Origin of the sequence: Hyphomicrobium sp., from assembly GCF_019744875.1 — a bacterium.
Lineage (GTDB): Bacteria > Pseudomonadota > Alphaproteobacteria > Rhizobiales > Hyphomicrobiaceae > Hyphomicrobium_C.
Map to the genome: position 1 here is coordinate 430,550 of NZ_JAIETU010000002.1, position 26,903 is coordinate 457,452.

At 65.1% G+C, this 26,903-nt stretch carries 23 protein-coding genes; 14 read left to right on the forward strand and 9 right to left on the reverse strand.

Translation table 11 applies throughout. The features are described from left to right. Nucleotides 1-263 precede the first annotated feature (263 nt). The 6 genes from K2Y42_RS02120 to K2Y42_RS02145 all read left to right on the forward strand — a co-directional run bounded on the left by K2Y42_RS02120 (nucleotide 264) and on the right by K2Y42_RS02145 (nucleotide 7,270). Nucleotides 264-1,490 carry a porin gene (locus tag K2Y42_RS02120; RefSeq protein WP_291147923.1) on the forward strand — a complete coding sequence of 409 codons (1,227 nt, stop codon included), beginning with the start codon at nucleotides 264-266 and terminating at the stop codon, nucleotides 1,488-1,490. A gap of 727 nt (nucleotides 1,491-2,217) precedes the next feature. Next, nucleotides 2,218-3,441: a porin gene (locus K2Y42_RS02125; RefSeq protein ID WP_291147925.1), complete on the forward strand. Its 1,224-nt coding sequence runs from the start codon at nucleotides 2,218-2,220 to the stop codon at nucleotides 3,439-3,441. 103 nt (nucleotides 3,442-3,544) lie between these two features. Then, nucleotides 3,545-4,720 carry a VWA domain-containing protein gene (locus tag K2Y42_RS02130; protein ID WP_291147927.1) on the forward strand — a complete coding sequence of 392 codons (1,176 nt, stop codon included), beginning with the start codon at nucleotides 3,545-3,547 and terminating at the stop codon, nucleotides 4,718-4,720. A 144-nt stretch (nucleotides 4,721-4,864) separates the two neighbouring features. Continuing rightward, nucleotides 4,865-5,446, forward strand: coding sequence for a hypothetical protein (locus tag K2Y42_RS02135; RefSeq protein ID WP_291147928.1), 582 nt, complete (start codon nucleotides 4,865-4,867; stop codon nucleotides 5,444-5,446). A gap of 56 nt (nucleotides 5,447-5,502) precedes the next feature. Then, entirely contained in the window at nucleotides 5,503-5,865 is a 363-nt protein-coding gene (locus K2Y42_RS02140) for an ABC transporter permease (protein ID WP_291147930.1), read from the forward strand. 154 nt (nucleotides 5,866-6,019) lie between these two features. Beyond that, complete coding sequence (locus tag K2Y42_RS02145; RefSeq protein ID WP_291147932.1) at nucleotides 6,020-7,270, forward strand: GNAT family N-acetyltransferase; 1,251 nt, start codon at nucleotides 6,020-6,022, stop codon at nucleotides 7,268-7,270. Nucleotides 7,271-7,283: 13 nt separating this feature from the next. Here the strand turns inward: K2Y42_RS02145 and K2Y42_RS02150 are convergent, their stop codons facing one another. Continuing rightward, nucleotides 7,284-8,960, reverse strand: a complete 1,677-nt coding sequence (locus tag K2Y42_RS02150; protein ID WP_291147934.1) for an FHA domain-containing protein — start codon at nucleotides 8,958-8,960, stop codon at nucleotides 7,284-7,286. Nucleotides 8,961-9,312: 352 nt separating this feature from the next. Between K2Y42_RS02150 and K2Y42_RS02155 the strand changes: the two genes are divergently transcribed. The 3 genes from K2Y42_RS02155 (at nucleotide 9,313) to K2Y42_RS02165 (ending at nucleotide 13,650) form a co-directional block, all read left to right on the forward strand. Beyond that, nucleotides 9,313-10,080 (forward strand): hypothetical protein, encoded by a 768-nt coding sequence (locus K2Y42_RS02155; RefSeq protein ID WP_291147936.1) that lies wholly within the window; start codon nucleotides 9,313-9,315, stop codon nucleotides 10,078-10,080. Between the two features lie 158 nt (nucleotides 10,081-10,238). Further along, entirely contained in the window at nucleotides 10,239-11,726 is a 1,488-nt protein-coding gene (locus K2Y42_RS02160; protein ID WP_291147938.1) for a PDZ domain-containing protein, read from the forward strand. A gap of 94 nt (nucleotides 11,727-11,820) precedes the next feature. Continuing rightward, nucleotides 11,821-13,650: an ATP-binding cassette domain-containing protein gene (locus K2Y42_RS02165; protein WP_291147940.1), complete on the forward strand. Its 1,830-nt coding sequence runs from the start codon at nucleotides 11,821-11,823 to the stop codon at nucleotides 13,648-13,650. A 35-nt stretch (nucleotides 13,651-13,685) separates the two neighbouring features. Here the strand turns inward: K2Y42_RS02165 and K2Y42_RS02170 are convergent, their stop codons facing one another. Further along, complete coding sequence (locus K2Y42_RS02170) at nucleotides 13,686-14,915, reverse strand: TIGR03862 family flavoprotein (RefSeq protein ID WP_291147942.1); 1,230 nt, start codon at nucleotides 14,913-14,915, stop codon at nucleotides 13,686-13,688. A gap of 670 nt (nucleotides 14,916-15,585) precedes the next feature. On the opposite strand from K2Y42_RS02170, the gene K2Y42_RS02175 reads away from it, so the two are divergent. After that, complete coding sequence (locus K2Y42_RS02175) at nucleotides 15,586-15,993, forward strand: lysozyme inhibitor LprI family protein (RefSeq protein ID WP_291147944.1); 408 nt, start codon at nucleotides 15,586-15,588, stop codon at nucleotides 15,991-15,993. Between the two features lie 72 nt (nucleotides 15,994-16,065). Here the strand turns inward: K2Y42_RS02175 and K2Y42_RS02180 are convergent, their stop codons facing one another. The 5 genes from K2Y42_RS02180 to K2Y42_RS02200 form a co-directional block, all read right to left on the reverse strand. After that, nucleotides 16,066-17,205 (reverse strand): tetratricopeptide repeat protein, encoded by a 1,140-nt coding sequence (locus K2Y42_RS02180; RefSeq protein WP_291147945.1) that lies wholly within the window; start codon nucleotides 17,203-17,205, stop codon nucleotides 16,066-16,068. Between the two features lie 281 nt (nucleotides 17,206-17,486). Continuing rightward, entirely contained in the window at nucleotides 17,487-17,708 is a 222-nt protein-coding gene (locus tag K2Y42_RS02185; RefSeq protein ID WP_291147947.1) for a hypothetical protein, read from the reverse strand. A gap of 379 nt (nucleotides 17,709-18,087) precedes the next feature. Beyond that, nucleotides 18,088-18,375: a hypothetical protein gene (locus K2Y42_RS02190; RefSeq protein WP_291147949.1), complete on the reverse strand. Its 288-nt coding sequence runs from the start codon at nucleotides 18,373-18,375 to the stop codon at nucleotides 18,088-18,090. 194 nt (nucleotides 18,376-18,569) lie between these two features. Then, nucleotides 18,570-19,397 (reverse strand): cytochrome c, encoded by an 828-nt coding sequence (locus K2Y42_RS02195; protein ID WP_291147951.1) that lies wholly within the window; start codon nucleotides 19,395-19,397, stop codon nucleotides 18,570-18,572. Nucleotides 19,398-19,503: 106 nt separating this feature from the next. Then, the gene (locus tag K2Y42_RS02200) at nucleotides 19,504-20,226 is read right to left on the reverse strand and encodes an RDD family protein (RefSeq protein ID WP_291147953.1); all 723 of its coding nucleotides are present in this window, start codon (nucleotides 20,224-20,226) and stop codon (nucleotides 19,504-19,506) included. Between the two features lie 224 nt (nucleotides 20,227-20,450). On the opposite strand from K2Y42_RS02200, the gene K2Y42_RS02205 reads away from it, so the two are divergent. From K2Y42_RS02205 to K2Y42_RS02215, 3 genes are all read left to right on the forward strand, one after another. Next, nucleotides 20,451-20,909 carry an SRPBCC family protein gene (locus K2Y42_RS02205; protein ID WP_291147955.1) on the forward strand — a complete coding sequence of 153 codons (459 nt, stop codon included), beginning with the start codon at nucleotides 20,451-20,453 and terminating at the stop codon, nucleotides 20,907-20,909. A gap of 129 nt (nucleotides 20,910-21,038) precedes the next feature. Then, nucleotides 21,039-22,025, forward strand: a complete 987-nt coding sequence (locus tag K2Y42_RS02210; RefSeq protein WP_291147957.1) for a septal ring lytic transglycosylase RlpA family protein — start codon at nucleotides 21,039-21,041, stop codon at nucleotides 22,023-22,025. A 77-nt stretch (nucleotides 22,026-22,102) separates the two neighbouring features. After that, nucleotides 22,103-22,513, forward strand: coding sequence for a hypothetical protein (locus K2Y42_RS02215; RefSeq protein ID WP_291147959.1), 411 nt, complete (start codon nucleotides 22,103-22,105; stop codon nucleotides 22,511-22,513). A 74-nt stretch (nucleotides 22,514-22,587) separates the two neighbouring features. Here K2Y42_RS02215 and K2Y42_RS02220 read toward each other — a convergent pair whose 3' ends face one another. After that, nucleotides 22,588-23,658: a DUF2252 family protein gene (locus K2Y42_RS02220; protein ID WP_291147960.1), complete on the reverse strand. Its 1,071-nt coding sequence runs from the start codon at nucleotides 23,656-23,658 to the stop codon at nucleotides 22,588-22,590. Between the two features lie 261 nt (nucleotides 23,659-23,919). On the opposite strand from K2Y42_RS02220, the gene K2Y42_RS02225 reads away from it, so the two are divergent. Next, nucleotides 23,920-24,507, forward strand: coding sequence for a hypothetical protein (locus tag K2Y42_RS02225; protein ID WP_291147962.1), 588 nt, complete (start codon nucleotides 23,920-23,922; stop codon nucleotides 24,505-24,507). Nucleotides 24,508-24,658: 151 nt separating this feature from the next. On the opposite strand, the gene thrS is transcribed toward K2Y42_RS02225, so the two are convergent. Further along, complete coding sequence (gene thrS / locus K2Y42_RS02230; protein ID WP_291147964.1) at nucleotides 24,659-26,611, reverse strand: threonine--tRNA ligase; 1,953 nt, start codon at nucleotides 26,609-26,611, stop codon at nucleotides 24,659-24,661. Between the last annotated feature and the right edge of the window lie 292 nt (nucleotides 26,612-26,903).

Sequence of the window (26,903 nt, forward strand, 5' to 3'; positions counted from 1 at the left end):
TTTCTCAAAACGACACAAGACAATGATCAGCGGTTTCAATACTTTAGCCGGGCAACAGACGCAGTGGCAATCACGCAACATGACCTGTGGATTCGGCTGGAATTGCGATCTTGGGCATTCCCTGGTCGGGAGAGATCTGCGTAGTATCTCGGCCTGAGCGGTGATTCGGCACAGTCGTGCAGCAGCCGCTGGGTCGAGTTGGTGAGCGCGAGGCGTAAAAGCGTCAAGCGCCCGTTTCGAAGTAAGTAGACGGGAGAAGGTAAATGAAAAAGCAAAGCCTAAGCGCCCTGGCGGCAGCCGGCCTCCTTGCAGGTGGTCTGTCTGTTACCAGCGCGTCCGCAGCCGATCTCGGGGGGAACTGCTGCGCCGACCTCGAAGAGCGCATTGCAGAGCTCGAGGCCACGACCGCTCGCAAGGGCAACCGCAAGGTTTCGCTGACGATCTCTGGTTGGGTTGCCGAACAGGTCACCTACTGGGACGACGGCGTTGAGAGCAACACCTACGTGACGGGCCTCGGCTCGACGCTGGCCACGAACGTCAAGTTCACCGGCCAGGCTACCATCGTCCCGGGCTGGACGGCGGGTTACGTGCTGCACATCGAAGCCGACGGCTCCGACTCGCTCACGACCAACCAGGTTACCCCGCGCGGTCCTGGCCTCCTCAACGGCGGCCTGACGAACAACTTCGTTCAGACCATGCAGTCGTACTGGTTCATCAAGAGCGACCATTACGGTAAGGTCAGCGTCGGCCTCCAGTCGATGGTTTCGGATAACGCTGCAATCCTCGTCGACGGTTCGGGCTCGCTCGTTCCCGCCAACTGGGTGGCGTACGAATTCCTGAGCTTCGGCATCCGCAACAACGCTGGCGGCTTCACCGGCGGCACTTGGGGCGGTCAGGGCGTCTGCATCACCGGCGACTGCTTCGGCGTTCCTGCCAACTCGGTTCGCTACGACTCGCCGACCTTCGCTGGCTTCAGCGCATCGGCTTCTTGGGGCGATGACGAGATCTGGGATATCGGCATCCGTTACGCTGGCGAAGTCCACGGCTTCAAGCTCGCTGCAACGGCTGTCTATGCTGAGAGCTCGGGCGCTGTCTCGTCGGTCTTCGGCGACGCCAACTACTTCCAGGCTGGCCTCTACGCTCAGCACATCGGCACGGGCCTCTTCGGCTTGGTCAACTACGCTGACTTCGAGAACAACCTGGTCGCGAACGAAGGCGAAGTCTGGTACTTCAAGGGTGGTATCCGTCGTAACTGGAACCACCTCGGCGCCACCGTTCTTTACGGTGAGTACCTGGACAGCCAGGACGACGCTCGCAATGCTGACCTGAACTGGTACGGCGCTGGCATCGTGCAGGAAATCGACGCTGCCGCTATGTCTCTCTGGCTGAAGTATCGCAACATCGAAGCCGATGGCGGCGTGTGCGATGTCGGCAACCAGGGTTGCCAGGACTTCAACGAAGTCACCTTCGGCGCTCTGATCAACTTCTAATCCAAGCTGATCGCGTCTGGACTAAGAGAGGCCGCCCCGAAAGGGCGGCCTCTTTGTTTTTATCGCGTCGCCCCTCGACGCGGCCCGCTGCCCGGATGGACCAAGATGCTGTGCGCCGCGCGACCCACAAAGAGACGGGGGCGGCCGCCCGGCTGCCGCACCACCTCATCGCGTCCCGCCGTGCGCGATCCGCGCAGGCCCGATGGGAGCATCTGATCGCCGCGGCGAGGCCACCATCAGAGTCGTTTCGTCTGCCATCTGCTGGCCCGTTTTTCGGACGCACCCGCGTTCAAACTTTGGGCATCCTGATCATTCTGTGCGCGACGCAGAACGGGGCCGACCGCATGCCCTATGATGAGATTCGGCGCTGGTCCGTGGACCGCCTTCGGGATCAATGAGCTCGCCAAAACGGGTTCACGGGCGGGTTGTCCCCAGGGCTTCCACGTTCCTGCACAGCCTGAAGCGCTCAGGGCATCATGAAAATGTTTCAATGTTTTCAGCCTCTGACGCGCCTCTCGTGTCTCACGCGCCACAGTTGCAGCCCTGTCATAGCTGAAAAGGCAATGCTCGATTGTTGCGAGGGGGAGAATCGCAGACTCTCCGGGCCAGCGGCGGTTCCGAAGGAATCTTCGCGCCGTCATTATCGCAGAGTGCGGCCTCGTTTGCGTATCCACCCAGGTAAGGCGTCCGCCATCTCGATTACCAACGCAGATTGGGAGAAGGTCTAATGAACAAATACAGCCTAAGCGCCCTGGCGGCAGCTGGCCTGCTCGCAGGTAGCTTCGCCACCGGTGCAAACGCAGCCGACCTTGGGGGTAACTGCTGCGCAGACCTCGAGGAGCGCATTGCAGAGCTCGAGGCCACGACCGCTCGCAAGGGCAACCGCAAGGTTTCGCTGACGATCTCTGGTTGGGTTGCCGAACAGGTCACCTACTGGGACGACGGCGTTGAGAGCAACACCTACGTGACGGGCCTCGGCTCGACGCTGGCCACGAACGTCAAGTTCACCGGCCAGGCTACCATCGTCCCGGGCTGGACGGCGGGTTACGTGCTGCACATCGAAGCCGACGGCTCCGACTCGCTCACGACCAACCAGGTTACCCCGCGCGGTCCTGGCCTCCTCAACGGCGGCCTGACGAACAACTTCGTTCAGACCATGCAGTCGTACTGGTTCATCAAGAGCGACCATTACGGTAAGGTCAGCGTCGGCCTCCAGTCGATGGTTTCGGATAACGCTGCAATCCTCGTCGACGGTTCGGGCTCGCTCGTTCCCGCCAACTGGGTGGCGTACGAATTCCTGAGCTTCGGCATCCGCAACAACGCTGGCGGCTTCACCGGCGGCACTTGGGGCGGTCAGGGCGTCTGCATCACCGGCGACTGCTTCGGCGTTCCTGCCAACTCGGTTCGCTACGACTCGCCGACCTTCGCTGGCTTCAGCGCATCGGCTTCTTGGGGCGATGACGAGATCTGGGATATCGGCATCCGTTACGCTGGCGAAGTCCACGGCTTCAAGCTCGCTGCAACGGCTGTCTATGCTGAGAGCTCGGGCGCTGTCTCGTCGGTCTTCGGCGACGCCAACTACTTCCAGGCTGGCCTCTACGCTCAGCACATCGGCACGGGCCTCTTCGGCTTGGTCAACTACGCTGACTTCGAGAACAACCTGGTCGCGAACGAAGGCGAAGTCTGGTACTTCAAGGGTGGTATCCGTCGTAACTGGAACCACCTCGGCGCCACCGTTCTTTACGGTGAGTACCTGGACAGCCAGGACGACGCTCGCAATGCTGACCTGAACTGGTACGGCGCTGGCATCGTGCAGGAAATCGACGCTGCCGCTATGTCTCTCTGGCTGAAGTATCGCAACATCGAAGCCGATGGCGGCGTGTGCGATGTCGGCAACCAGGGTTGCCAGGACTTCAACGAAGTCACCTTCGGCGCTCTGATCAACTTCTAATCGAAGTCGATCTAAAGCCTGAAACTCGGAAGCCGCCCCTCGGGGCGGCTTCTTTGTTTTCTCCGAGGCCCCGCCGTCCTATAGGTGGGCGCAGGAGGCGGCCATGTTCGCGACGTTTTTCAAGGAGCTGCGGGACGCAAAGATCCCGGTGACGCTCAAAGAGTACCTGACGCTGCTCGAAGCACTGGCGGCGGGCGCCGCTGGGCGGCGCGTCGAGGACTTCTATTATCTTTCGCGCACGGCGTTGGTTAAGGACGAGCGCCATCTCGATCGCTTCGATCGGGTGTTCGGGCACGTCTTCAAAGGCCTCGACCTCATGAGCGAGGCGGAGACGGCCGAAATCCCCGAAGAGTGGCTGCGCGCCGTTTCGTCGCTTTACCTCTCGGACGAAGAGAAGGCCGCGATCAAAGCGCTCGGCGACTGGGACAAGATCATGGAGACGCTCAGGAAGCGTCTTGCCGAGCAGAATGAGCGCCATCAGGGCGGCAACAAGTGGATCGGCACCGGCGGCACGTCACCGTTCGGCGCATACGGCTACAATCCTGCCGGGATCCGCATCGGCCAGCATGAAAGCCGGCACCGGCGGGCCATCAAGGTCTGGGACAAGCGCGAGTTCAAGGATCTCGCCGACGACCTCGAGCTCGGCGTCCGCAACATCAAGGTCGCGCTCCGCCGCTTGCGGCGCTTCGCGCGCGAAGGGGCTGCCGAAGAACTCGATCTCGACCAGACGATCCGGAACACGGCCGGCAAGGGCTATCTCGATCTGGCGCTGCGGCCCGAGCGGCGCAATGCCGTCAAGGTCCTGATGTTCTTCGATGTCGGCGGTTCGATGGACTGGCACATTCGCACGGCGGAAGAGCTGTTCTCGGCGGCGCGCAGCGAGTTCAAGCATCTCGAGTACTACTACTTCCACAACTGCCTCTACGAAAGCGTCTGGCGCGACAACGCGCGGCGCTGGAGCGAGACCACGCCGACCTGGCAGGTGCTCAACACCTATCCTGCCGACTACAAGATCATCTTCGTCGGCGACGCCTCGATGAGCCCTTACGAGATCACGCACGTCGGGGGCGCGGTCGAGCACATGAACGAGGAATCCGGCGCCACCTGGCTGCAGCGCGTGAGCGGGATTTACCATCGCGCCGTGTGGCTCAACCCGGTGCCGGAGACTCATTGGGGCTACACGCCCTCGATCGGGCTCGTGCGGCGGCTGATGGATGGGCGCATGTTTCCAATGACGCTCACCGGGCTCGACGCCGCCATGCGCGAACTGATGCGCTGACCTCGCATAACTTCAAGGAGTTACGGGTTGCATCGGCGGATGGTGAACAGTGGCCCGCTTTCAACAGCGCACGTGCCTGCTCACATTGACCTCACCTAAAAAAGGGCGCAAATCTGCGTTGATTTTGGGCAAGGGAGAGCCCCCATGCATCGCTACATCGTGCCTGTTCTTCTCGTCGCCGCGGCCGTCTCCGGCTGCTCGGGTGGGAGCGGCATTTCGACTGCGTCGATTCTCGGCAATGCGCCCACGCCTCCTGCTGGCCAGGCCGGTGCCGCGACGCCTGTTGCTGCCGTCGTCATTCCCTCGACGCCGACGGATCGCGCATTCCAGGTCGGAACAGTGAGCGCGCGCGCAGCGAAGTGCGGCTATAACTTCGACGCGAACAAATTGAAGGCGGCCTATCTCGCCAACGAGATGGGACGCGGAACTCCCAGCGATCAACTCGCGACGGTCGAGAAGATCTACAGCGTCGCCTACGGCGGCGTGACGAAAGCCTCCGCCGAGGATCCGAACTACTGCTCCGATCGCAAGACGCAGCAAATAAAAGCTGACCTGACGCGGTTGCTCGCGGGCGACTTCGAGCCACCTGCGAAGACGGCCGTGGCTAAAAAGCAGGGCGACGGCTTCTTCGGCGACTTCTTCAACGGCGACGACGTGGAAGAATCCGGTCCCAAGTTCGGTTCGGACGACTGGTGGGCCAAGCAGGATGACAAGTCCGGCGGTTAGACTCGCTTTGCGCGTAGCGCCGGGCGGACATCCTTTCACCGCGAGCATCGCCACCTGTGAACCAGCTCCTTTGGCTTGAAGCGCTTCTCAAGACGGGCAGCGGCCTCGCGCTCGTGCTAGTCCCGATTGCGCTCATCCGTGTTCTCGGATTGCCGTCGGCGGGGTCCGGACTGTGGCCGCGTCTGCTCGGCGCGATTCTGATCGGATGCGGCGCGGCTGCCTACATTGAGGGCGCGTGGCCCGGATCGCGCGGTCTTGGACTCGCCGGCCTCGTTCTCATCAACTTCATTTTGTCCGGAACGCTCGCGGCGACTGCGATGCTCGGCGGCGGCGCGCCGACACGGCGCGGCTCGTTTGTGATCTGGACGACCGTCGTCACTCTGTTCGTGCTGGCGCTGGTCGAAATCGCGCACGCTTGATCCGGGCACGGCCCCGCGTTTCACGGCCTCTCGAAATCCGCTCGCAACACACGGCCGTCTTGCCGAAACATTAGCCTTTTCGTGGCACGTTCTACGTAGCTCAGGATGGGTCTCATCCTGGGACACATGTTCATTTTGCGTAATGGATCGCCCCATGTCAGTAGCCGTGCGCACCCTCCCGCGTGACCTTCCGCAGGTCGAGGGTCAGGACCGTTCCACGGTCCACCGGTTTCCCTCGCCGGGGCCCGCCCCTCGCCCGGTTCTCGGCCTCGTCCAGACATTCGCGGACTTCGAGGCGCTCGAAGCCGATTGGACGGCGCTCTTCGAGCGCGCCGGCACGGATCGCCATCTCTTTCAGACGTTCAACTGGCTCTGGCACTGGGCCAATCATTTCCTGCGCGTCGGCAGCACCACGCGTCTCGCCATCGTGACGGCGCGCGACGGCGACCGTCTCGTCATGGTCTGGCCGATGGTGGTGGAACGCTCGGGCCCGGTGACGGAGCTGGCGTGGATGGGCGAGCCCGTCAGCCAGTACGGCGACCTCCTGATCGAAAGCGGCCCGGGTGCGATAGCGCTGATGCGCGAGGCATGGGCGTTCGTGACGCGCGAAACGGGAGCGGACGTTCTGCGCCTGCGCAAGGTGCGTCAAGATTCTGCGGTTGCCCCGTTCCTTGCCGAGCTCGGCGCCGATGTGACCAGCGACCTCAAGGCGCCCTACCTCGACCTCGCGAGCGCGCCCTCTTTCGCTGAGTACGAGAAGCGCTATTCGAGCAACGCCAAGCGCAACCGCAAGCGTCAACGGCGCAGGCTCGAAGACCGCGGCCCCGTGAGCCTCACGCAGGTCTTCGGTGGCGCCGAGGCTGAGGCGCTCACGGCGCAAGCTTTTCATTTCAAGAACATCTGGCTTCGTCAGCGGGGCATCGTCTCGCCTGCGCTGGCCGATCCCAGGACGGCAAAGTTCTTTGCCGACGTCACGCGCGCGGATGTCCGTCCCGCGGGCTGCCATGTGCTGGCGCTCAAGTGCAATGATCAGCCGGTGGCTCTCGAGATCGGCGTCCGGTGTCTCGGGCGCACGGCGATCCACATCATCTCGTACGATCCCGACTTCGAGAAAACGGCGGCCGGCGCGCTGCTGATGGAAGACAGCATCCGGCGCGCCTGCGACGACGGTCTCAAGGTGTTCGATCTCCTGGCCCCCGGCGACGGCTACAAGCTTGAGTGGGCGGACGACGCCGTCGGCGTGAGGGATTGGGCCAAGCCGGTGACGCTTCTCGGCCGGGCCTACGTGACGGTCTATCTCGGACTGATCCGCAACGGCACGAAGCGGGCGATCGGCGCACTTCCTCTGGGCGCGCGCCGCGTCGTGACGGATCTGCTCGCGCGCTGGACGAAACCCAAGGGCTAAGTCCGGCCGCTCCTCACCCCGTCAAACGCGAGAGCCGCAGCGTCGCCAAACCGAACGAGATCTCGTGGCCGGTATCGCGCACGCGCACCGTGCGCTTGCCGATCGGATCTCCGTCGAGGCGCGTGCCGTTCATCGAGCCCATGTCGCGGAGCTGAAGCGTCTCACCCGGGTTGTAGATGAGCTGCGCATGCAGCGACGAGACGCTGCTGTCGTCGATCACGAAATCGGCGCGCGCTGGATCGCGGCCGATGCTCCAGGTGGCGGGGAGATCTGCCCCGCTGTCGGCATCGACGAGCGGGCGTGCGGCGAACTGCAAGGCGCGGCCGGACGGGTCGAAGCCGGACAGCATCCATCCGCCGCCGCCGACGCGGCTCGATACGGGGCGCGCCTGGGGAGCTTCCAGTGCCAGTTTGTATTCCATCGTACCGAAGCGCACGACCGCGCCCGCGGAGGCTACGGTGTCGGTGATGCGCGCGCCGTTGACGAAGGTGCCGTTCGACGAGTTCAGGTCGACGACGTGGAGGCGCTGCGCCTTGCGGTCGTAAGCGAGGCGCGCATGCACCTTCGAGACCGTATCGCTCGCCGGCATGTCGGCGGGCACCGTGATGTCGGCGCCGGGCCCGCGCCCAAGCGTGACTTCGCCCGGCGCGTCATCGAAGCGGATCGGCTCGCCGCCCCCCGCCGGGCGCAGACAGAGCACGCCGCGCGCGCTTGGCTTGGCACGCGGCAGGGCCACGGGTTCCGTCAGTCGCTTGTTGCGCGCCGCGCCCGGTGAAAGGAGCTTGGCGACGGCATCCGGCAGCGCTGCGAGCGCGACCGGCGAGCCGCGCGTGCGCAGAAACACGACGGCGCCCGCGAGCGCCAGGGTCGTCAACAGGCCGACGAGCAGAGGCGTCAGACCGCCGCCGACGCCCGCGCCGCACGGCCGGCTGGTCGAGGCGAAGGAGATCTGGCCCTCGCGCAGAAAGCGCCCAACTTCGTTGGCGTGGATGGAAAAGAAGAGCCCCTGGGAGTTCAGGCCCTGCAGCGTGTTGACGCCCACAACGAGGCCGCAGGCATCGAACAGCGGGCCGCCGCTGTTGCCGGGATTGATCGCGGAGTTGTGCTGCACGGTGCGCGCGCTCAAGATCTGCGTTTCGCTAACCTTGAGGTTGGTGAAGGTCATGCGCGAGACGACGCCGGTGGTCACGGTCGAGTCGAGATCGGTGAGCGGCACGCCGCGCGCATCGGGCCCGGGGACGAGATCCTTGTTGAGGTTGGCGGCGCCGGGGAAGCCGATGGCCACGACCTCGGCGAGCTTGTCCGGCTCATACTCTCCGAGCTTCAGGGGCGAGCCCGGCAGATCCTCGCGGGCTTCGAGCAAAGCGAGATCCACGTTCGGGCGGCTGTCGGCGCGCCGCGCTTTGATCAGCTTGGCTTCGCGGCCGTCGCGGAAGGCGATGTAGAATCTCGCACCGCCTTCGACGACGTGGAAATTCGTGACGACGTAGCGGCGGCCGGAAATCAGGAAGCCGGACCCGGACGAGACGGAGAACTGGCCTTCCTTGTCGGGAACGAAGGTGTAGATCTTGTAGACGCTGGGCTCGACGCGGCTGGCGTCGAAGGCGCGCGAAGCGGGCGGGGCGAGGCCGGCCGCGACCAGCGCGCCGAGCATCAGAACGGTGGGCTTCCCAAGGCGCCCGCCGAACATCCCTCTCTTCTGGAATGGCATTATCGACTCGGCGACAGCGACCCTCTCCGTTCAAGTCGTACCGCAACCGCCCCATGGCATCCAGTCGATATTGCGGACATGCCCCCGTGCGCCCGGGCCTTCCGAGCCCCGCTACACCCCTGGCAATGCGCGCGCTAGCCCTTGAAAGATGAAGGACTTGGGGGTCCTTGTCGGCGCTCGTAACCCTGATCTGCAAGGGCGCAGAATCCCACTCCCGATTTAGGCTCTGTTCGGATAGTCTCTCATCTGTGCAGCGCGTGTCCGGGCGAAGGCTTTGGGCTTGGCGCCCCTTAGATTTCATTTCGTCCAAATGCGAATTCGGGAGACGGACATGTTGGCGCGCATTCTCTGCGTTCTACTCGCGGTTTCTGTGGGCATCACCAGCTTGCCGCCTCCTGCGGATGCGCAGTTCGGCATTCGCCGCGCCTTCAAGAGCGTCGTTCGGGCACCTGCCAGGATCCTCCCGCGGGCCGGCGTTCTCGCCGTGGCTCCCCTCGTCGTGTTCGGCGGCCGCTTCCGGACCGTGTTTGGAGTTGTGGCTGCCGTCGCCGTCGGCGCGATCATCTTCGACCGGCTGTCGAAGCCCGAGCGTCGGGAAGTCGCCCGGCGCGCCAAGGTCGTCGTGGCCAAGGACCCCGAACAGCGCGTGACCGACACCTACACGTCGAAGGACGGAACCAAGCAGGTCACCATCGTTGCTGAGCCAATGCAGAAGGCCGTCGACCTCAAGAACGATCCGGCGATCATCGTCACGGCCGACAAGGTGGTCGCGCCGGACGGCAAGGGCGCCCCTGCCGCTCCCGGAACCGCGCTCGCCTCCGATACCTCGAAGACGACCGATGCGCCGACGCCCACCGCGACGCCGCCCGCAGACGGCAAGGCCGCCACGCCGCCCGCTGACGGTAAGGCGGCCAAGCCGCCGGTCGACGAAGAAATCGTGCGGATCGGCGAAATCCCGCCCGACACGCAGTGCCGGAAGGTGACGACCGAGCTCGAGATCCGCAAGAAGAAGGGTCAGGAGACGGCCGACGAGAAGAACGCCAACACGGCGATCTTCTGCCAGACCGCGCCCGGCGAATGGAAACCGGCCGCCGCCTGATTTCAATCCGGCCGCATCGTGAGCGCCTTCCCTGTCCAAGCGATGCTGGCGGGCCGCGGGCTGACCTCGGCCCTCTACCGGCGCACGCGCCATCGGCACATTTCATCGCTGCCCGCGATGGGTTAGTATTGGCGCCAGGATCCTTGCGGGGCACGTTCATGTCGCGACCCACGACGCACTTGCTGGCGGCAGCGCTCGGCGGACTTTTCGTGTTTCCCCCTCACCTCGCCGCAGCCGGTCCGCTGGTCGCGAGCGTGCGCGGCGCAGGCCCGCTGGCTGCTCTCCCTCGGACGGCAAACGGCAGCGTCGTGCTCGCGGGCGCCGATGACCGGGACATCATCCGCCTGTTGCCGCCTCCGGGCGGGGCGGGCAATGGCGGGGCGGGCGTGGCGCCTCCATCCGGCGCCGACATTCCGTTTCCGCCCTCCGGGGGTGGTGCGGTGCCGGGAGGCGCGCTGCGCCTCAACGGTAAATCGATCAAGCTTCCAATCAGCTTCCTGGCCGCGCCGGGCAATCCCGCAGCCTCCTACATCGGCATCCGCCTCGACGGCGTGAGCGACGGGGCGACGGCATCTGCCCTCGGGCTCAGCAGTGACAGCGGCGTGTTCGTCGTCGATACGACACCGGGCGCGCCCGCGGCCCAGGCCGGGCTGCGCTTCGGCGATTTCGTGCTCGCGCTCGACGACAAGCCGATCTCGCAGACCTCGGAGCTCGTCGAGGCGATCAAGGGCCGCTCGCCCGGATCGCAGGGCACGCTTTCGGTCTGGCGGGTCGGCGACGACGGCACGGGCTATCTTCAGGAGCTGCGCCAGGTCGCCGACCGCGGCAGCACGCCCGCGATGATGTTCCTCGCCCGCCTCTACACCAACGGCACCGGCGTCAATCGCGACGCAACGGAGGCATCGAACTGGTACAAGAAGGCGGCGCTCGCGGGCAGCACGAACGGCATGCTGCTCTATGGCGATGCGCTCGCGACCGGCAGCGGCACGGCAAAGGACGTCACCGAGGGCCATCGCTGGATCAAAAAGGCGTCGGATGCGGGGAACGTCGCCGCGCTGTTCCGGCTCGGGCGCATGTACCGCGACGGCGAAGGTCTGACGCGCGATCCGCTCGAAGCGGTCAACCTGTTCAAGAAGGCGGCCGAGACGAACTACACCCCGGCGATGGTGGCCGTGGGGCTGATGTTCGAGGGCGGAGGTGGTCTCGAAGCCGACAACCTCCAGGCCGTGCAGTGGTACAAGAAGGCGGCCGATCTCGGCGATGCGGAAGGCATGGCGGCGCTCGGGACGATGTACTCGACGGGGCGCGGCGTCGAGAAGAACTACGCCACGTCGGCCACCTGGTACATCGAGGCGGCAAAGCGCGGGCAGTTGCTCGCGATCCACAATCTCGCCTACCAGTACGACAAGGGGCTCGGCGTCGAGCGCGATCCGAACGCGGCGTCCGGCTACATCTACCACGCGCTCGAGCAGCGCTATGCGTTCAGCTATCAGCAGATGATGCAGAACAGCCGGGCCTGGAGCCGGGAATTCCGCAAGTCGCTGCAGCAGCGGCTGGTCAACGGCGGCCTATACAGCGGCACGGTGGACGGCAGCTTCGGGCGGACCACCCTCGACGCCATCAGCGCGCTGGCGCAGGTGAAATAGCCGCGGGCCGCAAATCCTGGCCATCGTGCCCGAGGGCTGCTAGACGGCGGCATCGGCCCGGCTCGGCCTGGTCCTCCTTTCACAGCGGACTTTCATGGCTCCTCCCCTTATCCAGCTCACCGACATCGCGCTGACCTTCGGCGGCACGAGCCTGCTCGACGGGGTGGATCTCTCCGTTGCCGCGGGCGAGCGCATCTGCCTCGTCGGCCGCAACGGGTCCGGCAAGTCGACGCTGCTCAAGATCGCCGCCGGGATCGTGGAACCGGATCGTGGCACGCGCTTCGTGCAGCCCGGCGCGCTGACGCGCTATCTGGCGCAGGAGCCGGATCTCTCCGCCTACGAAACCACGCTCGCCTACGTGGAGGCGGGGCTGGCCGCGAGCGACGACTCCTATCAGGCGCGCTACCTGCTGGAGCAGCTCGGCCTTTCGGGCGATGAAAATCCGTCCAACCTTTCGGGCGGTGAAGCGCGCCGCGTCGCGCTCGCCCACGTGCTGGCGGCCGATCCCGAAATCCTGCTGCTCGACGAGCCGACCAACCATCTCGATCTGCCGGTGATCGAATGGCTCGAAGGGCACCTCGCGACCTCGCGCGCGGCGCTGGTGATCGTGAGCCACGACAGGCGCTTCCTCGAAAAGCTCTCGCGCACGACTGTGTGGCTCGACCGCGGGCAGGCGCGGCGCGTCGACCTGCCCTTCAGCAGCTTCGAGGACTGGCGCGACCAGCAGCTCGCCGAGGAAGAGACGCAGCAGCACAAGATCGACCGCAAGATCGTCGCCGAAAATCACTGGGTGCACGGCGGCGTCACGGGGCGGCGCAAGCGCAACGTGCGGCGCATGCCGGAACTGGCGAAGCTGAGGCAGGCGCGCCGCGATTACCGCGCAGTGCAGGGGAAGGCGACGATCTCGGTTGCGGAATCCGAAAACGTCTCCAGCACGCTCGTCGTGGAGGCCAAGGGCGTTTCGAAGTCGTTCGGCGACCGCACCGTCGTGCAGGATTTTTCGCTCCGGCTGATGCGCGGCGACCGCCTCGGCATCGTCGGGCCGAACGGATCGGGCAAGACGACGCTGGTGTCGCTTCTCACCGGCACGCTGCAACCGGACGCGGGGATCGTGCGCAGCGGCGCGAGCGTCGAGATGGCCTCGCTGGAGCAGGGGCGCGACAGCCTCGACCCCAACTGGACGCTCTCCGAGGCGCTGACGCGCGGGCGCGGCGACGTCGTGACGATCGGCACCGAGAAGAAGCACGTCGTCGCCTACATGAAGGACTTCCTGTTCGCGTCCGAGCAGCGCCTGACGCCGATCGGCAAGCTGTCGGGCGGCGAGCGCGGGCGGCTGATGCTGGCGCGTGCGCTCGCCAAGCCCTCCAACCTGCTGGTGCTCGACGAGCCGACGAACGATCTCGACCTCGAAACGCTCGACGTGCTGGAAGACGTTCTGGCCGACTACAAGGGCACGGTGCTCTTGATCAGCCATGACCGCGATTTCCTCGACCGCGTCGTGACGAGCGTGATCGTGCCGGAAGGCGACGGCCGCTGGACCGAGTATGCGGGCGGCTACAAGGACATGCTCGCGCAGCGCGGGGCGGACCTCAAGGCGCGCCAGGCCCGCGAGAAGCAGCCGGTTGCCGCTGTTTCTGCGGACGTTGCGGATGAGAAGAACGCGCCCGCCGACAAGAGCGCTCAGCGTAAACGCATGTCCTTCAAGGACAAGCATGCGCTCGAAACGCTGCCCGGCGAGATCGCGAAGCTCGAAGCCAAGCAGAAGGCGCTCTCGGCCATGCTGGACGAGCCCGACCTCTACACGCGCGACCGCAAGCGCTTTTCCGCTATCTCCGACGACTTGACCGAAGTGCAAGGCCAGCTCGCCAAGGCCGAGGAGCGGTGGCTCGAACTCGAAATGCTGCGTGACGAGATCGAGGGCTGAGGCCGCTTGCAGTCTTTGCCGCGAGGTCGCGGCCGCTAGGTCCTTGCGAGATACGCCAGCGCGCCGTTGGCGGCTGCGCGGCCGGTCGCGAAGCACGCCTGGAGAAGATAGCCGCCGGTCGGGGCTTCCCAATCCAACATTTCACCAGCGATGAACGTGCCCGGGCGGGCGCGCAGCATGAATGCGTCGTCGAGATCGTCGAACGTCACGCCGCCGGCCGTCGAGATTGCGCGTTCGATCGGAGCCAGCCCGGCTGCGGTGATGGGCAGCGCCTTCACGGCACGAGCGAGCGCATCAGGCGCGAGAGACGCAAGCGGCGTTCCACCAGCGTGCGCCTGCTCCTGCAGCAGCCCGATGGCGACAGGGTCGAGGTTCAGTGCCTTGCGCAGATACGTCGCGAGCGACTGCTTTCCACGCGGCTTGGCGAGCTTCGCTGCGATCTCGTCTGCCGTGAGGTCCGGGCGCAGGTCGATGGCGAGCGTCGCTTCCCCTCGATGTTGCAGCGCGTCGCGGATCGGCGCCGACAGCGCGTAGACGGCGCCGCCTTCAAGCCCATCGGCCGTGATCATGGCTTCGCCGCGCGAGGTCTCGTCAGCGAGGGACAGAGCGATCCGCTTGAGAGGCGTGCCTGCGAAGCGCGCGCTGAAGATTTCGGACCAGGCGATGCGCACCCCGCAGTTCGCAGGCGCGAGCGGCGCCACCTTGACGCCCGCTTCACACAGAACCGGCGCCCATGATCCGTCCGACCCGAGACGCGGCCAGCTCGCTCCACCCAGCGCCAGCACCGTGCAGCTCGGCTCGACCAGCAACCGGCAGCCGGGCGTTTCGAAGACCAAAGCCTCCCCGTCCCAACCGAGCCAGCGGTGGTTCGTCTTGATCTCGACGCCGAGGCCGGCAAGGCGCGCGAGCCAGGCGCGCAGCAGCGGCGAGGTCTTCATCGCGCGCGGGAACACGCGGCCGCTCGAGCCGACAAATGTTTCCTGGCCCAGCCCCTCGCACCACGCGCGCAGGCTATCGGGCGGGAACGCGTCGATGGCCTCGCGTAACCGAGGCGCGGCTCCCCGGTAGCGCGTCATGAAGCGCTCCGTGGCCTCGCTGTGGGTGAGGTTCAGGCCGCCGCGGCCGGCCAGCAGCAGCTTGCGCCCGACGCGTGGCATGCGGTCGTACACGACCACGCGATGCCCTGCCGCGGCGAGCGTTTCAGCCGCGATCAGGCCGGATGGTCCGGCGCCGACGACGGCGACATGTTTTTCTGTTGGCTGCACTGCACCCTGAGCACTTGCGAGCATAACTGCGAGGTGCCCGCTTAGCACCTGTCAACGCAAAGAACAATTGAGGTTGGGGTTTCAGATAGTGCGGGCGCGGCCGGTCGTTTATTCTGGAGTCGCACTCTGGACGGGGGCCCAGATCAGGTCCGCGTCGTTTGAAGCCAAGCCATTTGAAGCCAATGGAGATCGCCATGACAAGAACACTTGCCGGCCTCGCGGGCGTTGTGTGCCTGGGAGCTCTCACGACCTTTGCGCAGGCAGCGCCCCTGGGCGGCAGCGCGCCGACGAATTCCACGGCCGCAACGTCGAACGTGATCCAGACCCATGGCTGGCACCTGAGCTGCCAACGGGACCGCAGAGGCTGGCACAGGTCACATGTGTGGGGCCGCGAGAGGTGCGTGCCGAAGCGCTACCGGTGGAAGTGGTGATCGCGACATTTGACCTGAACCCGGCCACCCCGGCCGGATAGGGTTTGTTCTCATCGTCGTTCGGCCCGGATTTCGAACAGAAATTCGGGCCGTTCCTTTTTCGGACGCACCGCTGCAAGCGGCGGCACTTTGCGGTAGGCGCGGCGCTTATCGGGATTTCCGGATAACCTCCCGCGCGTGCCTGTTGGGTATGCGGATCATCGGCTAGGGTGGCGCACTGTCATCCTGAGGATCGCGCCATGCGCCTGACTGTTGCTGCCACCCTGCTTGCCCTCTGCGTCGCCTCTCTTCCGGCGCACGCGGACGACCCCATCGACTGCGCCGACCAGAAGACGACGGTGGACATGAACTTCTGCGCCGACGAAGATTTCAAGGCGGCGGATGCCAAGCTCAACGCGGCCTACAAGAAGGTGCTCGCGCAGATCGCCGAAAGCGATCTCGAAAAGCCCTACGACCGGGCAAGTTGGGAAAAGGCTATGCGCGAAAGCCAGCGGGCGTGGGTGGCGTTTCGCGATGCGGACTGCAAGGGCGCGGTGCCGATGGAGTGGTCGGGCGGCACGGGTACGTCTTCCGCGGTTCTCGGATGCATGACGGCTCTGACGAACGAGCGCACGAAAGACCTCGGCGAGCGCTACAATCTCGAGTGATCTCCCTGACGCGCGAACGCCGCCTCATCCTTTCAGATGACGCGGCGTCCGGTTGTCGGTTGAGGCTTCGGCCTACGTTCCGAGGCTGGCCAGTCCATCGGCTGCGATCTTTTCATCGGGCGCGACTTCGAGCGCTTTCTGGAAATCGCGGCGCGCTTCCTCCGTATTGCCGAGCTTGGCCTGCGCCTGGCCGCGCAGCGCGTGGGCGTACCCCAGCTCCGCCGCCGCCGGGCCGAGGGCGATGGCCCGCGAGCAATCGTCGATTGCCTCCTGGTGGTGGCCCTTGTGGATCTGGATTTCGGCGCGGTTGATGTAGGCGACCATGTATGACGCATCGAGGGCGATGGCCGCCGTGTTGTCGGCATAGGCTCCGTCGATGTCGCCAAGCTGGGCGCGGGCAATCGCCCGGATCATGTAGGCCTGCTTGAAGGTGCGGTCGAGAGCGATGGCGCGCCCCGTTTCCTCAAGCGCCTTCTGCCACTCCTGGCGCCGCCAATGCAGAACGCCCAAGTTGTGGTGAGCAAGGACGTTATCGGGATCGATCGCGAGCGCCTTTTGATAGCGGACCATGGCCGTGTCGAGATCGCCCTGGTCGGCCAGGATGACGCCCGCATTGACGTAGCTGCCTGCGTGGTTGGGATCGACCTCGACGGCCTTGGCATAAGCGGCAAGTGCGCCGGCGGTGTCGCCGCCGAGGCCTTTCAAGACGCCGAGATTGTAGTGGTTCTGCGGATCGCGCGGGGCGACCTCCAGCGCGCGCACGGCCTGGACCATCGCGCCTTCCATGTTGCCTTGCAGGGAGTAGACGAAGGCACGGTTCTGGTAGACGAGGCCGAGGTTCGGATCGAGCTTTTCGGCCGCATCGAGATCGGCCATGGCGAGCGTCAGCTCGTTCATGCGCGCGTAGGTGTGGCCGCGGTTCGAGTAAGCGATCGCGTGTTTCGGATCGGCTTTGATGGCCGCCGTATAATCGGAGAGCGCTGCGTCGAGCTCGTTGGCGTCGTCGTGCGCGAGGCCGCGCTGCAGGTATGCGATGGAGAGGTTTTTGCCGCTGAGGCCGGTGCCATCGATGAGCGCCGTGCATCCGGCGATTTTCGACGCGGACGTACCCTGCGTGCAGGGCGAGAAGTCCGGTCCACCGAAAAGCGCATTGAGGCCGAGGTAGATTGCGCCGAGCGCGAGTGGAATGCGGGCGTGCTGATATAGCGGCATGTGGCTGCTCCTGCCTGAACCCTTGCGCCGGTCGAAGAAGGGAGGATGGCGCTGACGGCGGGGACATTACGGCCGTGTTTCGGGAGAAACAGTTCCGCGAGGAACACGGATGGTCCGGCCTGTCTCTATGCGAGCGCCGCGCACGCGCATTTCAGTGGCGTTGGCCCGCGCTCTTACTCAGTAGGCTCCACCCTGCTCTTCACTTCGTGGGCTCCGCCCACTGTCTTTTGCCTAGTGGGCTCCGCCCTGCTTTCTTACTTTGTGGGCTCCGCCCTGCTCTCTTACTTGGTGGGCTCCGCCCACCGTGCCCGAAATCGCATCGCGTCCTCAATCACCTCGAATTCAAAGATGACGTTGAACACGCTGTCGGCTTCGATGCGGACCGCGCCCTTGCATTCGCGCGCGATCCAGTCGCGCAACTCTTGTGTCGGTTCGGGCGCGCCGGATTTGGCGAACTCGATGGCGTCGCTGTCGTCGGTCAGGACAACGATGCGCGAGATCATGGCCCGTGTGCGATCCTCATCTGCGGAAGTAGAGCGCGACCAGCCCCGCAATCACGACTGCACCCAGCGCGTAAGCCCCGACGACATACCAGATCGGATCGATTGCCATAGATGTCGGTTCCTTGCCTGCAGCCGCACGCGGACCGTGCGCGGTCTGATGGTAGTGCCAAAACGGCCAACGGCAAACGGGCGAATGCGGAGTGAGCCGGCAATGGCGGCAGGATCGTTGTGCTGCACCGCACAGGAACGCTGAAAAGAAAACGCCGCACTCTTCCATCGCCCGAGCAATGGAGGAGTACGACGGAACCGCGAGATCGGCTTGCAGCGCTATCGGCGGCGCGGCGCGAGCACGGCCGCACCCGGAGCGCGTGGCCGGGCTTTAGTACTTGCAGGCGTAGTAGCGATCGAGGAATGCCGGGTTGCCGGTACGCTGATAGCGATACTTCCACTTCTTGCAGTCCGAACGCCGGGCGGCGTCGATTGCGACCACAGTCGCGACCGCGGCGGCAGCGCCGACGCCGTACTTGTATTTGTTGTGGTGATGATGCTTGCCGTAATACTTCGGCCCGTAATACTTCGACTTGTGAGCTTGCGCGACGTTGGCCATGCCCGCGAGCGCGCTGGCGGCGACAAGGCTGGCGACAAGCGCAGTCTTCATGATCTTCATTCTGACGTCTCCTGTATGGGGGTTCCGGGCTGGGCGGTGCGGTCCGCTTCTTGTTGCCGGCCTGGACGCACTCTTCCACGCGGGGTCTAAAATGCCCTTACGGAGACGCTGACAATTGCGCCGATCGGGCCGGTATTTATCGTCAGATCAGAGATGTTTTTCGCCGACGGACCCATGCGTTGCAGGCATGCGCCTCAGCGTTTCGCCAAGTGCTCGAGGTAGGCGACCAGCGCGTCGAGCTCGCCATCCGGTATCTGCTCGGCCGTGAAGCCGGGCATCTGCTGCTTCGGCCAGGTGCGCACGCCTTTCGGATCGCGCACGATGGCGCGGATGCCGGCCGCCGTCATGTACTCCGCGACGTTCATCGGCTGGCCGAGATCGGGGCCGATCTCTCCCTCGCCCGCCCCCTTCAAGCGGTGGCACGGCATGCAGTTCGTGATGAAGCTCTGCTGGCCCCGGCGCTCGGGCGCATCCTGGGACAGCGCTTCCGCGACGGCCAGTTGCGGCCAGCGCTGCAGAGGGTGGGCGACCGCCGTCAAGACTGCGAGCGCGAACGGCCATTGCTCGCTGCCAACGCTCGAGCGTTCCGGATGCTCCCACACCAGGTAGAACGGCCCGGCGCTGTGGCTCTGGCCTTTGATGCTGGGCCAGGGCGCGCTCGGATCTTCAACGGCGATCCAGGGCACGGAGCCGCCCTCGGCGGCCTTCCTGATGAGAGCCGCCGGGATCTGCGATACAAACCCGTCGCTCGCGCGCGCTTCGATGGTGTCCGCATCGCGCAGCGCGGCGTCGCCGATGACGGCCAGCATCGGCACCGCCCGGTAGGTCATCGCGCGCTTGTAGGACAGGTCGTTCGGGATCGAAATCGTGGCCGCATCCGGCCGGGCGAGCAGCTCTTCGGCCGTGACGCGGCGGGGCTCGCCACCAAACGACAGCGTCAGGACGCGCTCGGCGGCGCTGGCGGGCACCGCGCCGAGTATGACGGCGGCCAGCAGGAAAATTCGTCCGAGCCCCAGTCTCATTCGCGTCCACTCCCCGGCAAGCGCCACCGCAAACGATTTTAGCGCCGTTTGCGGAACAATGCTTGCCAATGATGACGCTTCGGCGCGCTCGCGGCGTTCCTGCCCCTCAGCGCGCGACGATCACGTAGCTGCCCGTGATCTTGTCGTGGAGCGCCTGCTTGCGCTTCGTCCAACCGGCCATCATGAAGCCCAGCAACGCAGGGACGGCCGAGAGGATCTTCAGCAGGTTGCGGCCGGCGGCGGCAGCCAGCGTCAGGCGCTGGCCCTTTGCGTCCGCGACCTTGAGGCCCAACAGGCGCTTGCCGAGCGATCCCTGGTGGAGGCCCGCGTCGGCCAGAATCCAATAGAGCATGAGCACCACAAACGCGATCGCATCGACGTCGGCCGTCTCGATCTCCTCGCCCGTGACGGGATCGAGCTGCTGGCGTGTGTAGGTGCGGAACTTGGTGGTGTAGTACGCGCCCTCCGTCTCGCGCCCCGAGCCTTCGATGCGGTAGCGGTAGACCCAACGGCCGAGCACCGTCTTCTCGATGGTCTTGTCCGTCGTCGTGAGCGTGGCGCCATCGCCCGCGGGCGTCGCCGTGCTCTTGTCTTCGATGACTTTCTCCACGGTGCCGATGCCGAACGGCGTGTTCAGCGTGATCATCTTCCCGACATCGGGCACCGCCAGCGCGAGCAGCAGAAACAGAACCGAGACGACCGTTCCGACGACGCAGGCGTCGATCAGGAGCGCCAGCGCGCGCTTCCAGAACCCGGCGTCGCGCGGCGCGCGCTCGGTGGGCGCCCCATCCGCCTGCTCCTCAATCGCCTGCCCCTCGATGTTCACCATGATGTGCTCCACTCGCGTTTGGGTGGCATGCTGCCTGCCGCCTGCGTTCAGCTCCAGGGTGCGCGTTTTCCGGCGGCGCGGATGTGCCGAGGGAGACAGACGGTGGCGGCGGGATTTATCACGCATGTCTGTCGGGAACGGGCTGCGCCGTACGTCTTTAAGCTAGACGGCGGCCACGTGCCGGACAATCGCGCGGGCCGCCGGCCAGCCAAGGGAGAGATTTGATGTCCAAGAAACCGGAAACCAACACCATTCGCCTCCACCGCGTGTTTGCAGCCCCGCCGGAGAAGGTGTACCGCGCGTTTCTCGATGCGGCCGCGCTCGCCAAGTGGCTGCCGCCGTACGGGTTCACGTGCACGGTCCACCACTTCGAGCCCAAGGTCGGCGGCACCTTCAAAATGTCGTTCCAGAACTTCACGACGCAGAAGGCCGAGTCCTTCGGCGGAGAGTTTCTGGAGCTCGTGCCACACACGTTGATCCGCTACACGGATCGCTTCGACGATCCCAACCTTCCCGGCGTCATCACGGTGACGGCGAAGCTCAAGGCCGTCTCCGTCGGCACCGAGGTCGCCATCGAACAAGCAGGTGTGCCGGCCGTTATTCCGCCCGAGGCCTGCTATCTCGGCTGGCAGAATTCTCTCAATCAACTCGTGACGTTGGTTGAACCGGACATTCCCGAATAGGTGGCGGCCGGCCTCGCTTTCCCCCGCCATTAAGCGCGCGTTTACCGTGCCTGAGCGAGGCTCGCTCAAACATTTGCCACGGTTGTCTCGCAAAGGCGGAGAACTGATTTAGGGAATCGGGTCGCGCGCATGGCACGGGGGAAACGTCGGCTGCGTCTGGCAGCCTCGTATTTTACAACTGGCCGGCGGCTAGCGCTGACGGCCTTCGTCGGTGCCGTCGCGAGCCTCGTCGTCGGCGTCGCTGCGCCGACTGCGGACGCCAAGTCCCCCGGCTCCCGCTACTGCTTCAACGGTTTCTGCCATCGCGTCGGCACCCTGGCGCAGACCGACACGCTGGTCGGCTGGCGCGGCTTTCTGCTGGCCTCCTATTACGACAGCTGCAAGCTCGATCGCTTGAACCCGTGCGGGCTGACAAGCTCGGGCGCCGTCTTCCGCCCGGACCTTGCCGACAACGCGGCGAGCCCGCTGCTGCCGGACGGCACCGTGATCCTCGCCTACAATCCCAAGACCGGCGATGCCTCCGTGCTGCGCGTGACCAATGCGGGGCCCTATAGCGGAAAGCGCAAGCTCGACGTGTCGCGCGCCGCGGCCGAGAAACTCGGCTTCCGCAAACAGGGCGTGGCTGCGCTCGTCATCAGTGTTTTGCAGTCGCCAACGAGCGCCGAGGCGAGCTACGTGCGTAAGCGCGTCTATGCGCCTGTGCCGGGCTATCTGGGCCAGTTCGAGACCGTCGACATTGCGCTCGACGCGGCCGAGGCGCGCTTCGGCGGCCGTGACGACGGCGACGGTGCAGCCGACGCCGCGTTCGAAACAGCCGCCCTCGGAGAGGACGGCCTGGTGCCGAAGCCGCGGCTGGCGGTTTCTCCCTCGCTCGCGCGGGAGCTGATGATTTTGCGTTCGCCTCCGCGGCTGGCGACCAACCAGGATACGCGGCTCGAACAAAGCCCGCGTCTCGTCGAAGGCCCACGCCTTGTCGAAGGTCCGCGTCCCGTGAACCGGGCGGCCTTCAAAGCGGCGCAGCAGGCGTCGGCCCCGGCTCGCGTGGCCGTGGACTTTGCGTCGGGCTGGCAGAGATTTCTGTTCGCAGCAGGCGCGCCGGACGGCCGCGGCGAGTAGACCGCGCGCTCGATGAGCCGTCACAAGCTCCGCGCAAGCTTTTCTCCCAACACTGATCAAAACTGGGGGATCTTCTCATGCTGGTCGGATCGTTCAACACCTCGCCGTTTTCGGCTTCGCAGGATGGCAAGCGCGAAACCAGCGCTGCCGCCTCGTTCGACATCTCGCTCTTCGACGAGCAGGCGAAAGACGGCGCCAAGCCTGCCGCCGCAGACGCTGCAAGCGAACGGCGCGCGACGCAGCGGGCGAACGAAGCCATCGCGCGCGAGTTCATGGAGTGGCAGCAGAAATCCCCGGCCGAGAAAATTCGCGAGCGCGTTCTCGGCGCGCACAATCTCGACGAGGACTCTCTAAAGAACCTCCCGCCTGCGGAACGCAAGGCCATCGAGGACGAGATCCGGGCGGCCATCCAGCAGGCCTTTGGCGCGGATGACGAGGGCGGCGTGGAGCGCGAGACGCTGGCGGAGAACGCCACGGCAGCGCTTTAGCGTTTCAAACCGACGCCTTCTGCGGCGTCGCTGCGGCGCGCCGCACCCTGGCGACCTGGATTTCGACGCCCGCCTCAGCTTTTCTTGAACTGCTTGTAGTCCGCGAGCACGGCTTTCGCGGCCTTTTCAACGGCGGACGCGAGCCAAGCCGGCTTGCGCGCAGATAAGTCCTTCTTGATCGCGGCGGCTGCACCCTCCGTTCCGGTATGCACGTTGGCCAATTCATAGCCCATCACGGACAACATGCGCAGGCCATGCAGGCGGACGTCGCTCGTCGTGGCCTCGATCTTGCGGTTGTTGGGCGATAACCGCCGGATCACGATGCCGCCAGTCACTTTCATCCAGGGATCGGGCGACCGGTAAGGCCCAGCGGCGATCTCGCCGCTCAGAATCCGCGTCGTGCGCTTGCCGTGGGCGAAGCTCCATGCCGACGGCAGCAGCGCCTTAGCCTCCCGCACGATCGGAGCACCCTGCCATTCCGTCACGCCGATCCATCTCGGGCGTCCGAGGCTGCCGGTGCCCGCCACCCTGCGCGCAGTATCGAACGCCAGCCCCGGCTCCGGCATTGCGCTTTGCAGCGCATCGCGAAAGTGTTCGGGCGCACGCTCGGGTTTGCGCGCGTCGATCTTCTTCCAGAATTTCTGCCGGCTTTCCTCCGGGACGACGACTTTCTCGCGCAGCCACGCCCAGTCGCGATCCAGCCCGACCGGCTTGGGCGTCGCGAGGCCATCGCGGTATCCGGCGAGAATGGCGTCGCACATTTTCGGATCGGGCTTGCTTTGATCGGCGCCAAGCGCCGCGCTTGTTGCAAGGCGCACCAGATCCTCGACGTAGGGCATGTGGGCCGCTTCGTCGAAATCGTTGACGCCCCAGACCAGGCGTCCGTCGATGTCGCGCCAGGTGCCGAAGTTTTCGAGATGAATGTCGCCCACGGCCAGCACTGCAGGCGCGCTCGCCTCCTCCGGGAACAGCTCGCGAACCAGCTCGGCCCAACGCCAGTACGTGCCGCGCAGGAACACGAAGGCACTGGCGCGCATCACGCGGTTCTTTTCCGCCAGATCGGCGGCGACGAAATCCTGGCCCACTCCGGCTTTGAGCCAGGCTTCGTATCGGTCCTTGGATTGCGCGAATGCCAGCAGCGTCATGATGGCCCCTCGGAGGTTCGCCCGCAGCTCGCCTGACACCTATGCCGCCAGGGTGCGCGCGCCAAGAGGGCCGCAGTTTACATCGCGGATAAGTCGGTGGAGGCTGGGGTCGCTTTTTGATCGCGGCGACTGCCGCAGGGAGCCGCCGGGCTGGCTTGACCCGGCACGCCGGGAACCTTTGCCTCTTTCGCGAGCAATCACGTTCGCTAAGGTCGTGCGCGCGGGCGCGTTTTGGTTGCGCTCGACGGTGTGAGGAAAAGCATGAAGCTGCGTGCGTGTGTGGTGGTTGCGGGCCTGGTGACGGCTGGGGCCGCCGCGGCTGACACGGATCCGTATCCGTTCGAAGGTTATTTCGCGCTCCGCACGCCCGGCGCCGCGCACGCGGGATGCGGCTTCGACGTTCTGCACCAGACGCACGGCGGCGCGTTCAGCGGCTACATTCTCGACCGTGCGCATTGGGAGGCCCAGGGGCAGGCGCGCTTCATCCGCTACAAGCACGGCACCTGCACGTTCGACGCGGCGACGGGCATCGACAATTGCGTCGCGAACGTCAATCACATCAGCGCCATTTCCGAGAAGCCGGATAGGGCGAAGGTCACCGTGCTCGATCGCGATACGGTGGCGATGCTGACGCTCGGCGAGGAAACGGCGGAGGCGCTCAAAGGCGTGCCGCCGTTCGTGTTCGAGCGATGCCCGTTCGCCGCCGCGCAGATCGAGCCGCTCTTGTCGGATACGGCGCACTCATATGCGAAGGCGGCGCTGCAGGAGATGGCGCGCTCGCGCGACGCCGACGTTTCATCCGCGGTGGTGGAGAAGATCAAGTCGCGGCAGGTGGAGGGGGCGCGATAATTTTGCGGCACTTTCTTACGTTGATCAGCGGGCATTGCCCGTTGCAACACGATCAGCCCTTCGAGGTGGGAAGTTTGAAGTCAAACGCCGTGACGGGGATGCCGACCCTCTCCCCGTTAAAGTGAAGACAATGGGGAGAGGGAGAAGTTCATCACCGTAAATCCGGCGGGGTGGCTTCGGCTTTGAGCGAGGCCAGCGCCTCGTCGAGCGAGATCACCGTCTGGTCCTGCGAGCCGAGGCGGCGGATCGAGACCTTGCGCTCCTCGGCTTCGCGTTTGCCGACGACCACGATCACCGGCACCTTCGCCAGAGAGTGCTCGCGGATTTTGAGGTTGATCTTTTCGTTCCTGAGATCGCTCTCGACGCGCAGGCCCGCAGCCGTCAGCGCGGCCACCACTTCCAACGCGTAGTCGTTCGCATCCGACACGATCGGTGCGACGACGATCTGCAGCGGGGCGAGCCACAGCGGGAAATGGCCCGCGAAGTTCTCGATCAGAATGCCCGTGAAGCGCTCTAGCGAACCGAACATCGCGCGGTGGATCATCACCGGCGTCTTCTTCTGCGAATGCTCGTCGATGTAGAACGCGCCGAGGCGGCCCGCGAGGTTGAAGTCCACCTGCGTCGTGCCGCACTGCCATTCGCGGCCGATGGCGTCGCGCAGCACGTATTCGAGCTTCGGCCCGTAGAACGCGCCCTCGCCCGGCTGCAACGCCGTCTTGACGCGGCCGTTCGACTGGCGCTTGACCTCTTCGAGCACGTCGCCCAGCGCCTTTTCGGCCTTGTCCCACAGCTCATCGGCGCCGACGCGCTTTTCGGGGCGCGTCGAGAGCTTGATGAAGATGTCCTCGAAGCCGAAGTCCTTGTAGATCGACAGCATCAGATCGTTGATCTTGAGGCATTCCTCCATGATCTGATCTTCGGTGATGAAGATGTGCGCGTCGTCCTGAGTGAAGTGGCGCACGCGCAGCATGCCGTGCAGCGCGCCGCTCGGCTCGTAGCGATGCACCTTGCCGAACTCGGCGATCTTGAGCGGCAGGTCGCGGTAGCTCTTGAGGCCGTGCTTGTAGATCTGCACGTGGCCCGGGCAGTTCATCGGCTTGCAGCAGAACACGCGCTCGTCCGGCAGCGTGGTCGTGAACATGTTCTCGCCGTAGTTCTCCCAGTGGCCGGAGAGCTCCCAGAAATGCTTCTCCATCATGTCGGGAGAGTTCACTTCCTGGTAGCCCGCACGCTGCTGGGCGCGGCGCATGTAAGCGATCAGCGTCTGGAACAGCGTCCAGCCTTTCGGATGCCAGAACACGGAGCCCGGCGCTTCCTCCTGGAAATGGAACAGGTCCATCTCGCGGCCGAGCTTCCTGTGATCGCGCTTCTCGGCTTCCTCGAGGCGATGCAGATACTCTTTCAGCTCTTCCTCGGTGGCGAAGGCCGTGCCGTAGATGCGCTGGAGCTGCGGGTTGTTGCTGTCGCCGCGCCAGTAGGCGCCCGCGAACTTCATCAGCTTGAAGGCTTTGCCGATCTGGCCCGTCGACGTCATGTGCGGGCCGCGGCAGAGGTCGAACCACTCGCCCTGGTTATAGATCTTGAGATCCTCGCCTTCGGGGATCGCGTCGACGAGCTCGATCTTGAACATCTCGCCCTTGTCGCGGAACACCTGCTTGGCTTTCTCGCGGCTCCAGAACTGCTTCGTGAAGGGCGCGTTCTTGGCGATGATCTCAGCCATCTTCTTTTCGATGCGCGGAATATCGTCCGGCTCGAAGGGGTGCTCCTTCGCGAAGTCGTAGAAGAAGCCGTTCTCGATGACCGGGCCGATCGTCACCTGCGTGCCGGGCCACAGCGCCTGGACGGCTTCGGCCATCACGTGTGCACTGTCGTGCCGGATCAGCTCGAGGGCTTCCGGGTCCGTGCGCGAGACGAACTTGATCGTAACGTCTTTGGTGATGGGGTCGGCGAGATCGGCGAGCTGGCCGTCGAGGCTCATCGCGACGGTGCGCTTGGCGAGAGACGGCGAGATCGACTTGGCGATCTCAAGGCCCGTGGTTCCCGCGGCGACCTGGCGGCTCTTGCCATCGGGGAACGTGATCGTGACTTCGGAAGCATCCGACATGTGCAGCTCCTCTCACTCGCGGCTTACCGATCCGCGTAAGATTATGGAGCCGGTTAATTCGTCGGAAACGGGCGGGAAGTCAAGGAGGGGGCAGCAGGCGGTAGGCAGTAGGCAGTAGGCAGTAGGCAGTAGGCAGTAGGCAGTAGGCAAGGCTACTGGTTCGGTCCTCTCTGTCATCCTCGGCTTTATGCCGAGGATCCAGCGGGCCGCGCGGGAAGGCCTCGGGTGCAAGAGGCGACGGTGGCGGCCAACATTGCCCCCGCCGCTCGTGGAGGGTTGGATCCTAGGCACA

What these genes read in the sequence shown, in the direction of transcription:
- K2Y42_RS02120 (WP_291147923.1), top strand. Translation starts at nt 264, where the DNA reads ATGAAAAAGCAAAGCCTAAGCGCCCTGGCGGCAGCCGGCCTCCTTGCA.
- K2Y42_RS02125 (WP_291147925.1), top strand. Translation starts at nt 2,218, where the DNA reads ATGAACAAATACAGCCTAAGCGCCCTGGCGGCAGCTGGCCTGCTCGCA.
- K2Y42_RS02130 (WP_291147927.1), top strand. Translation starts at nt 3,545, where the DNA reads ATGTTCGCGACGTTTTTCAAGGAGCTGCGGGACGCAAAGATCCCGGTG.
- K2Y42_RS02135 (WP_291147928.1), top strand. Translation starts at nt 4,865, where the DNA reads ATGCATCGCTACATCGTGCCTGTTCTTCTCGTCGCCGCGGCCGTCTCC.
- K2Y42_RS02145 (WP_291147932.1), top strand. Translation starts at nt 6,020, where the DNA reads ATGTCAGTAGCCGTGCGCACCCTCCCGCGTGACCTTCCGCAGGTCGAG.
- K2Y42_RS02150 (WP_291147934.1), bottom strand. Translation starts at nt 8,960, where the DNA reads ATGTTCGGCGGGCGCCTTGGGAAGCCCACCGTTCTGATGCTCGGCGCG.
- K2Y42_RS02155 (WP_291147936.1), top strand. Translation starts at nt 9,313, where the DNA reads ATGTTGGCGCGCATTCTCTGCGTTCTACTCGCGGTTTCTGTGGGCATC.
- K2Y42_RS02160 (WP_291147938.1), top strand. Translation starts at nt 10,239, where the DNA reads ATGTCGCGACCCACGACGCACTTGCTGGCGGCAGCGCTCGGCGGACTT.
- K2Y42_RS02165 (WP_291147940.1), top strand. Translation starts at nt 11,821, where the DNA reads ATGGCTCCTCCCCTTATCCAGCTCACCGACATCGCGCTGACCTTCGGC.
- K2Y42_RS02175 (WP_291147944.1), top strand. Translation starts at nt 15,586, where the DNA reads ATGCGCCTGACTGTTGCTGCCACCCTGCTTGCCCTCTGCGTCGCCTCT.
- K2Y42_RS02180 (WP_291147945.1), bottom strand. Translation starts at nt 17,205, where the DNA reads ATGCCGCTATATCAGCACGCCCGCATTCCACTCGCGCTCGGCGCAATC.
- K2Y42_RS02185 (WP_291147947.1), bottom strand. Translation starts at nt 17,708, where the DNA reads ATGATCTCGCGCATCGTTGTCCTGACCGACGACAGCGACGCCATCGAG.
- K2Y42_RS02190 (WP_291147949.1), bottom strand. Translation starts at nt 18,375, where the DNA reads ATGAAGATCATGAAGACTGCGCTTGTCGCCAGCCTTGTCGCCGCCAGC.
- K2Y42_RS02195 (WP_291147951.1), bottom strand. Translation starts at nt 19,397, where the DNA reads ATGAGACTGGGGCTCGGACGAATTTTCCTGCTGGCCGCCGTCATACTC.
- K2Y42_RS02200 (WP_291147953.1), bottom strand. Translation starts at nt 20,226, where the DNA reads ATGGTGAACATCGAGGGGCAGGCGATTGAGGAGCAGGCGGATGGGGCG.
- K2Y42_RS02205 (WP_291147955.1), top strand. Translation starts at nt 20,451, where the DNA reads ATGTCCAAGAAACCGGAAACCAACACCATTCGCCTCCACCGCGTGTTT.
- K2Y42_RS02210 (WP_291147957.1), top strand. Translation starts at nt 21,039, where the DNA reads ATGGCACGGGGGAAACGTCGGCTGCGTCTGGCAGCCTCGTATTTTACA.
- K2Y42_RS02215 (WP_291147959.1), top strand. Translation starts at nt 22,103, where the DNA reads ATGCTGGTCGGATCGTTCAACACCTCGCCGTTTTCGGCTTCGCAGGAT.
- K2Y42_RS02220 (WP_291147960.1), bottom strand. Translation starts at nt 23,658, where the DNA reads ATGACGCTGCTGGCATTCGCGCAATCCAAGGACCGATACGAAGCCTGG.
- K2Y42_RS02225 (WP_291147962.1), top strand. Translation starts at nt 23,920, where the DNA reads ATGAAGCTGCGTGCGTGTGTGGTGGTTGCGGGCCTGGTGACGGCTGGG.
- thrS (WP_291147964.1), bottom strand. Translation starts at nt 26,611, where the DNA reads ATGTCGGATGCTTCCGAAGTCACGATCACGTTCCCCGATGGCAAGAGC.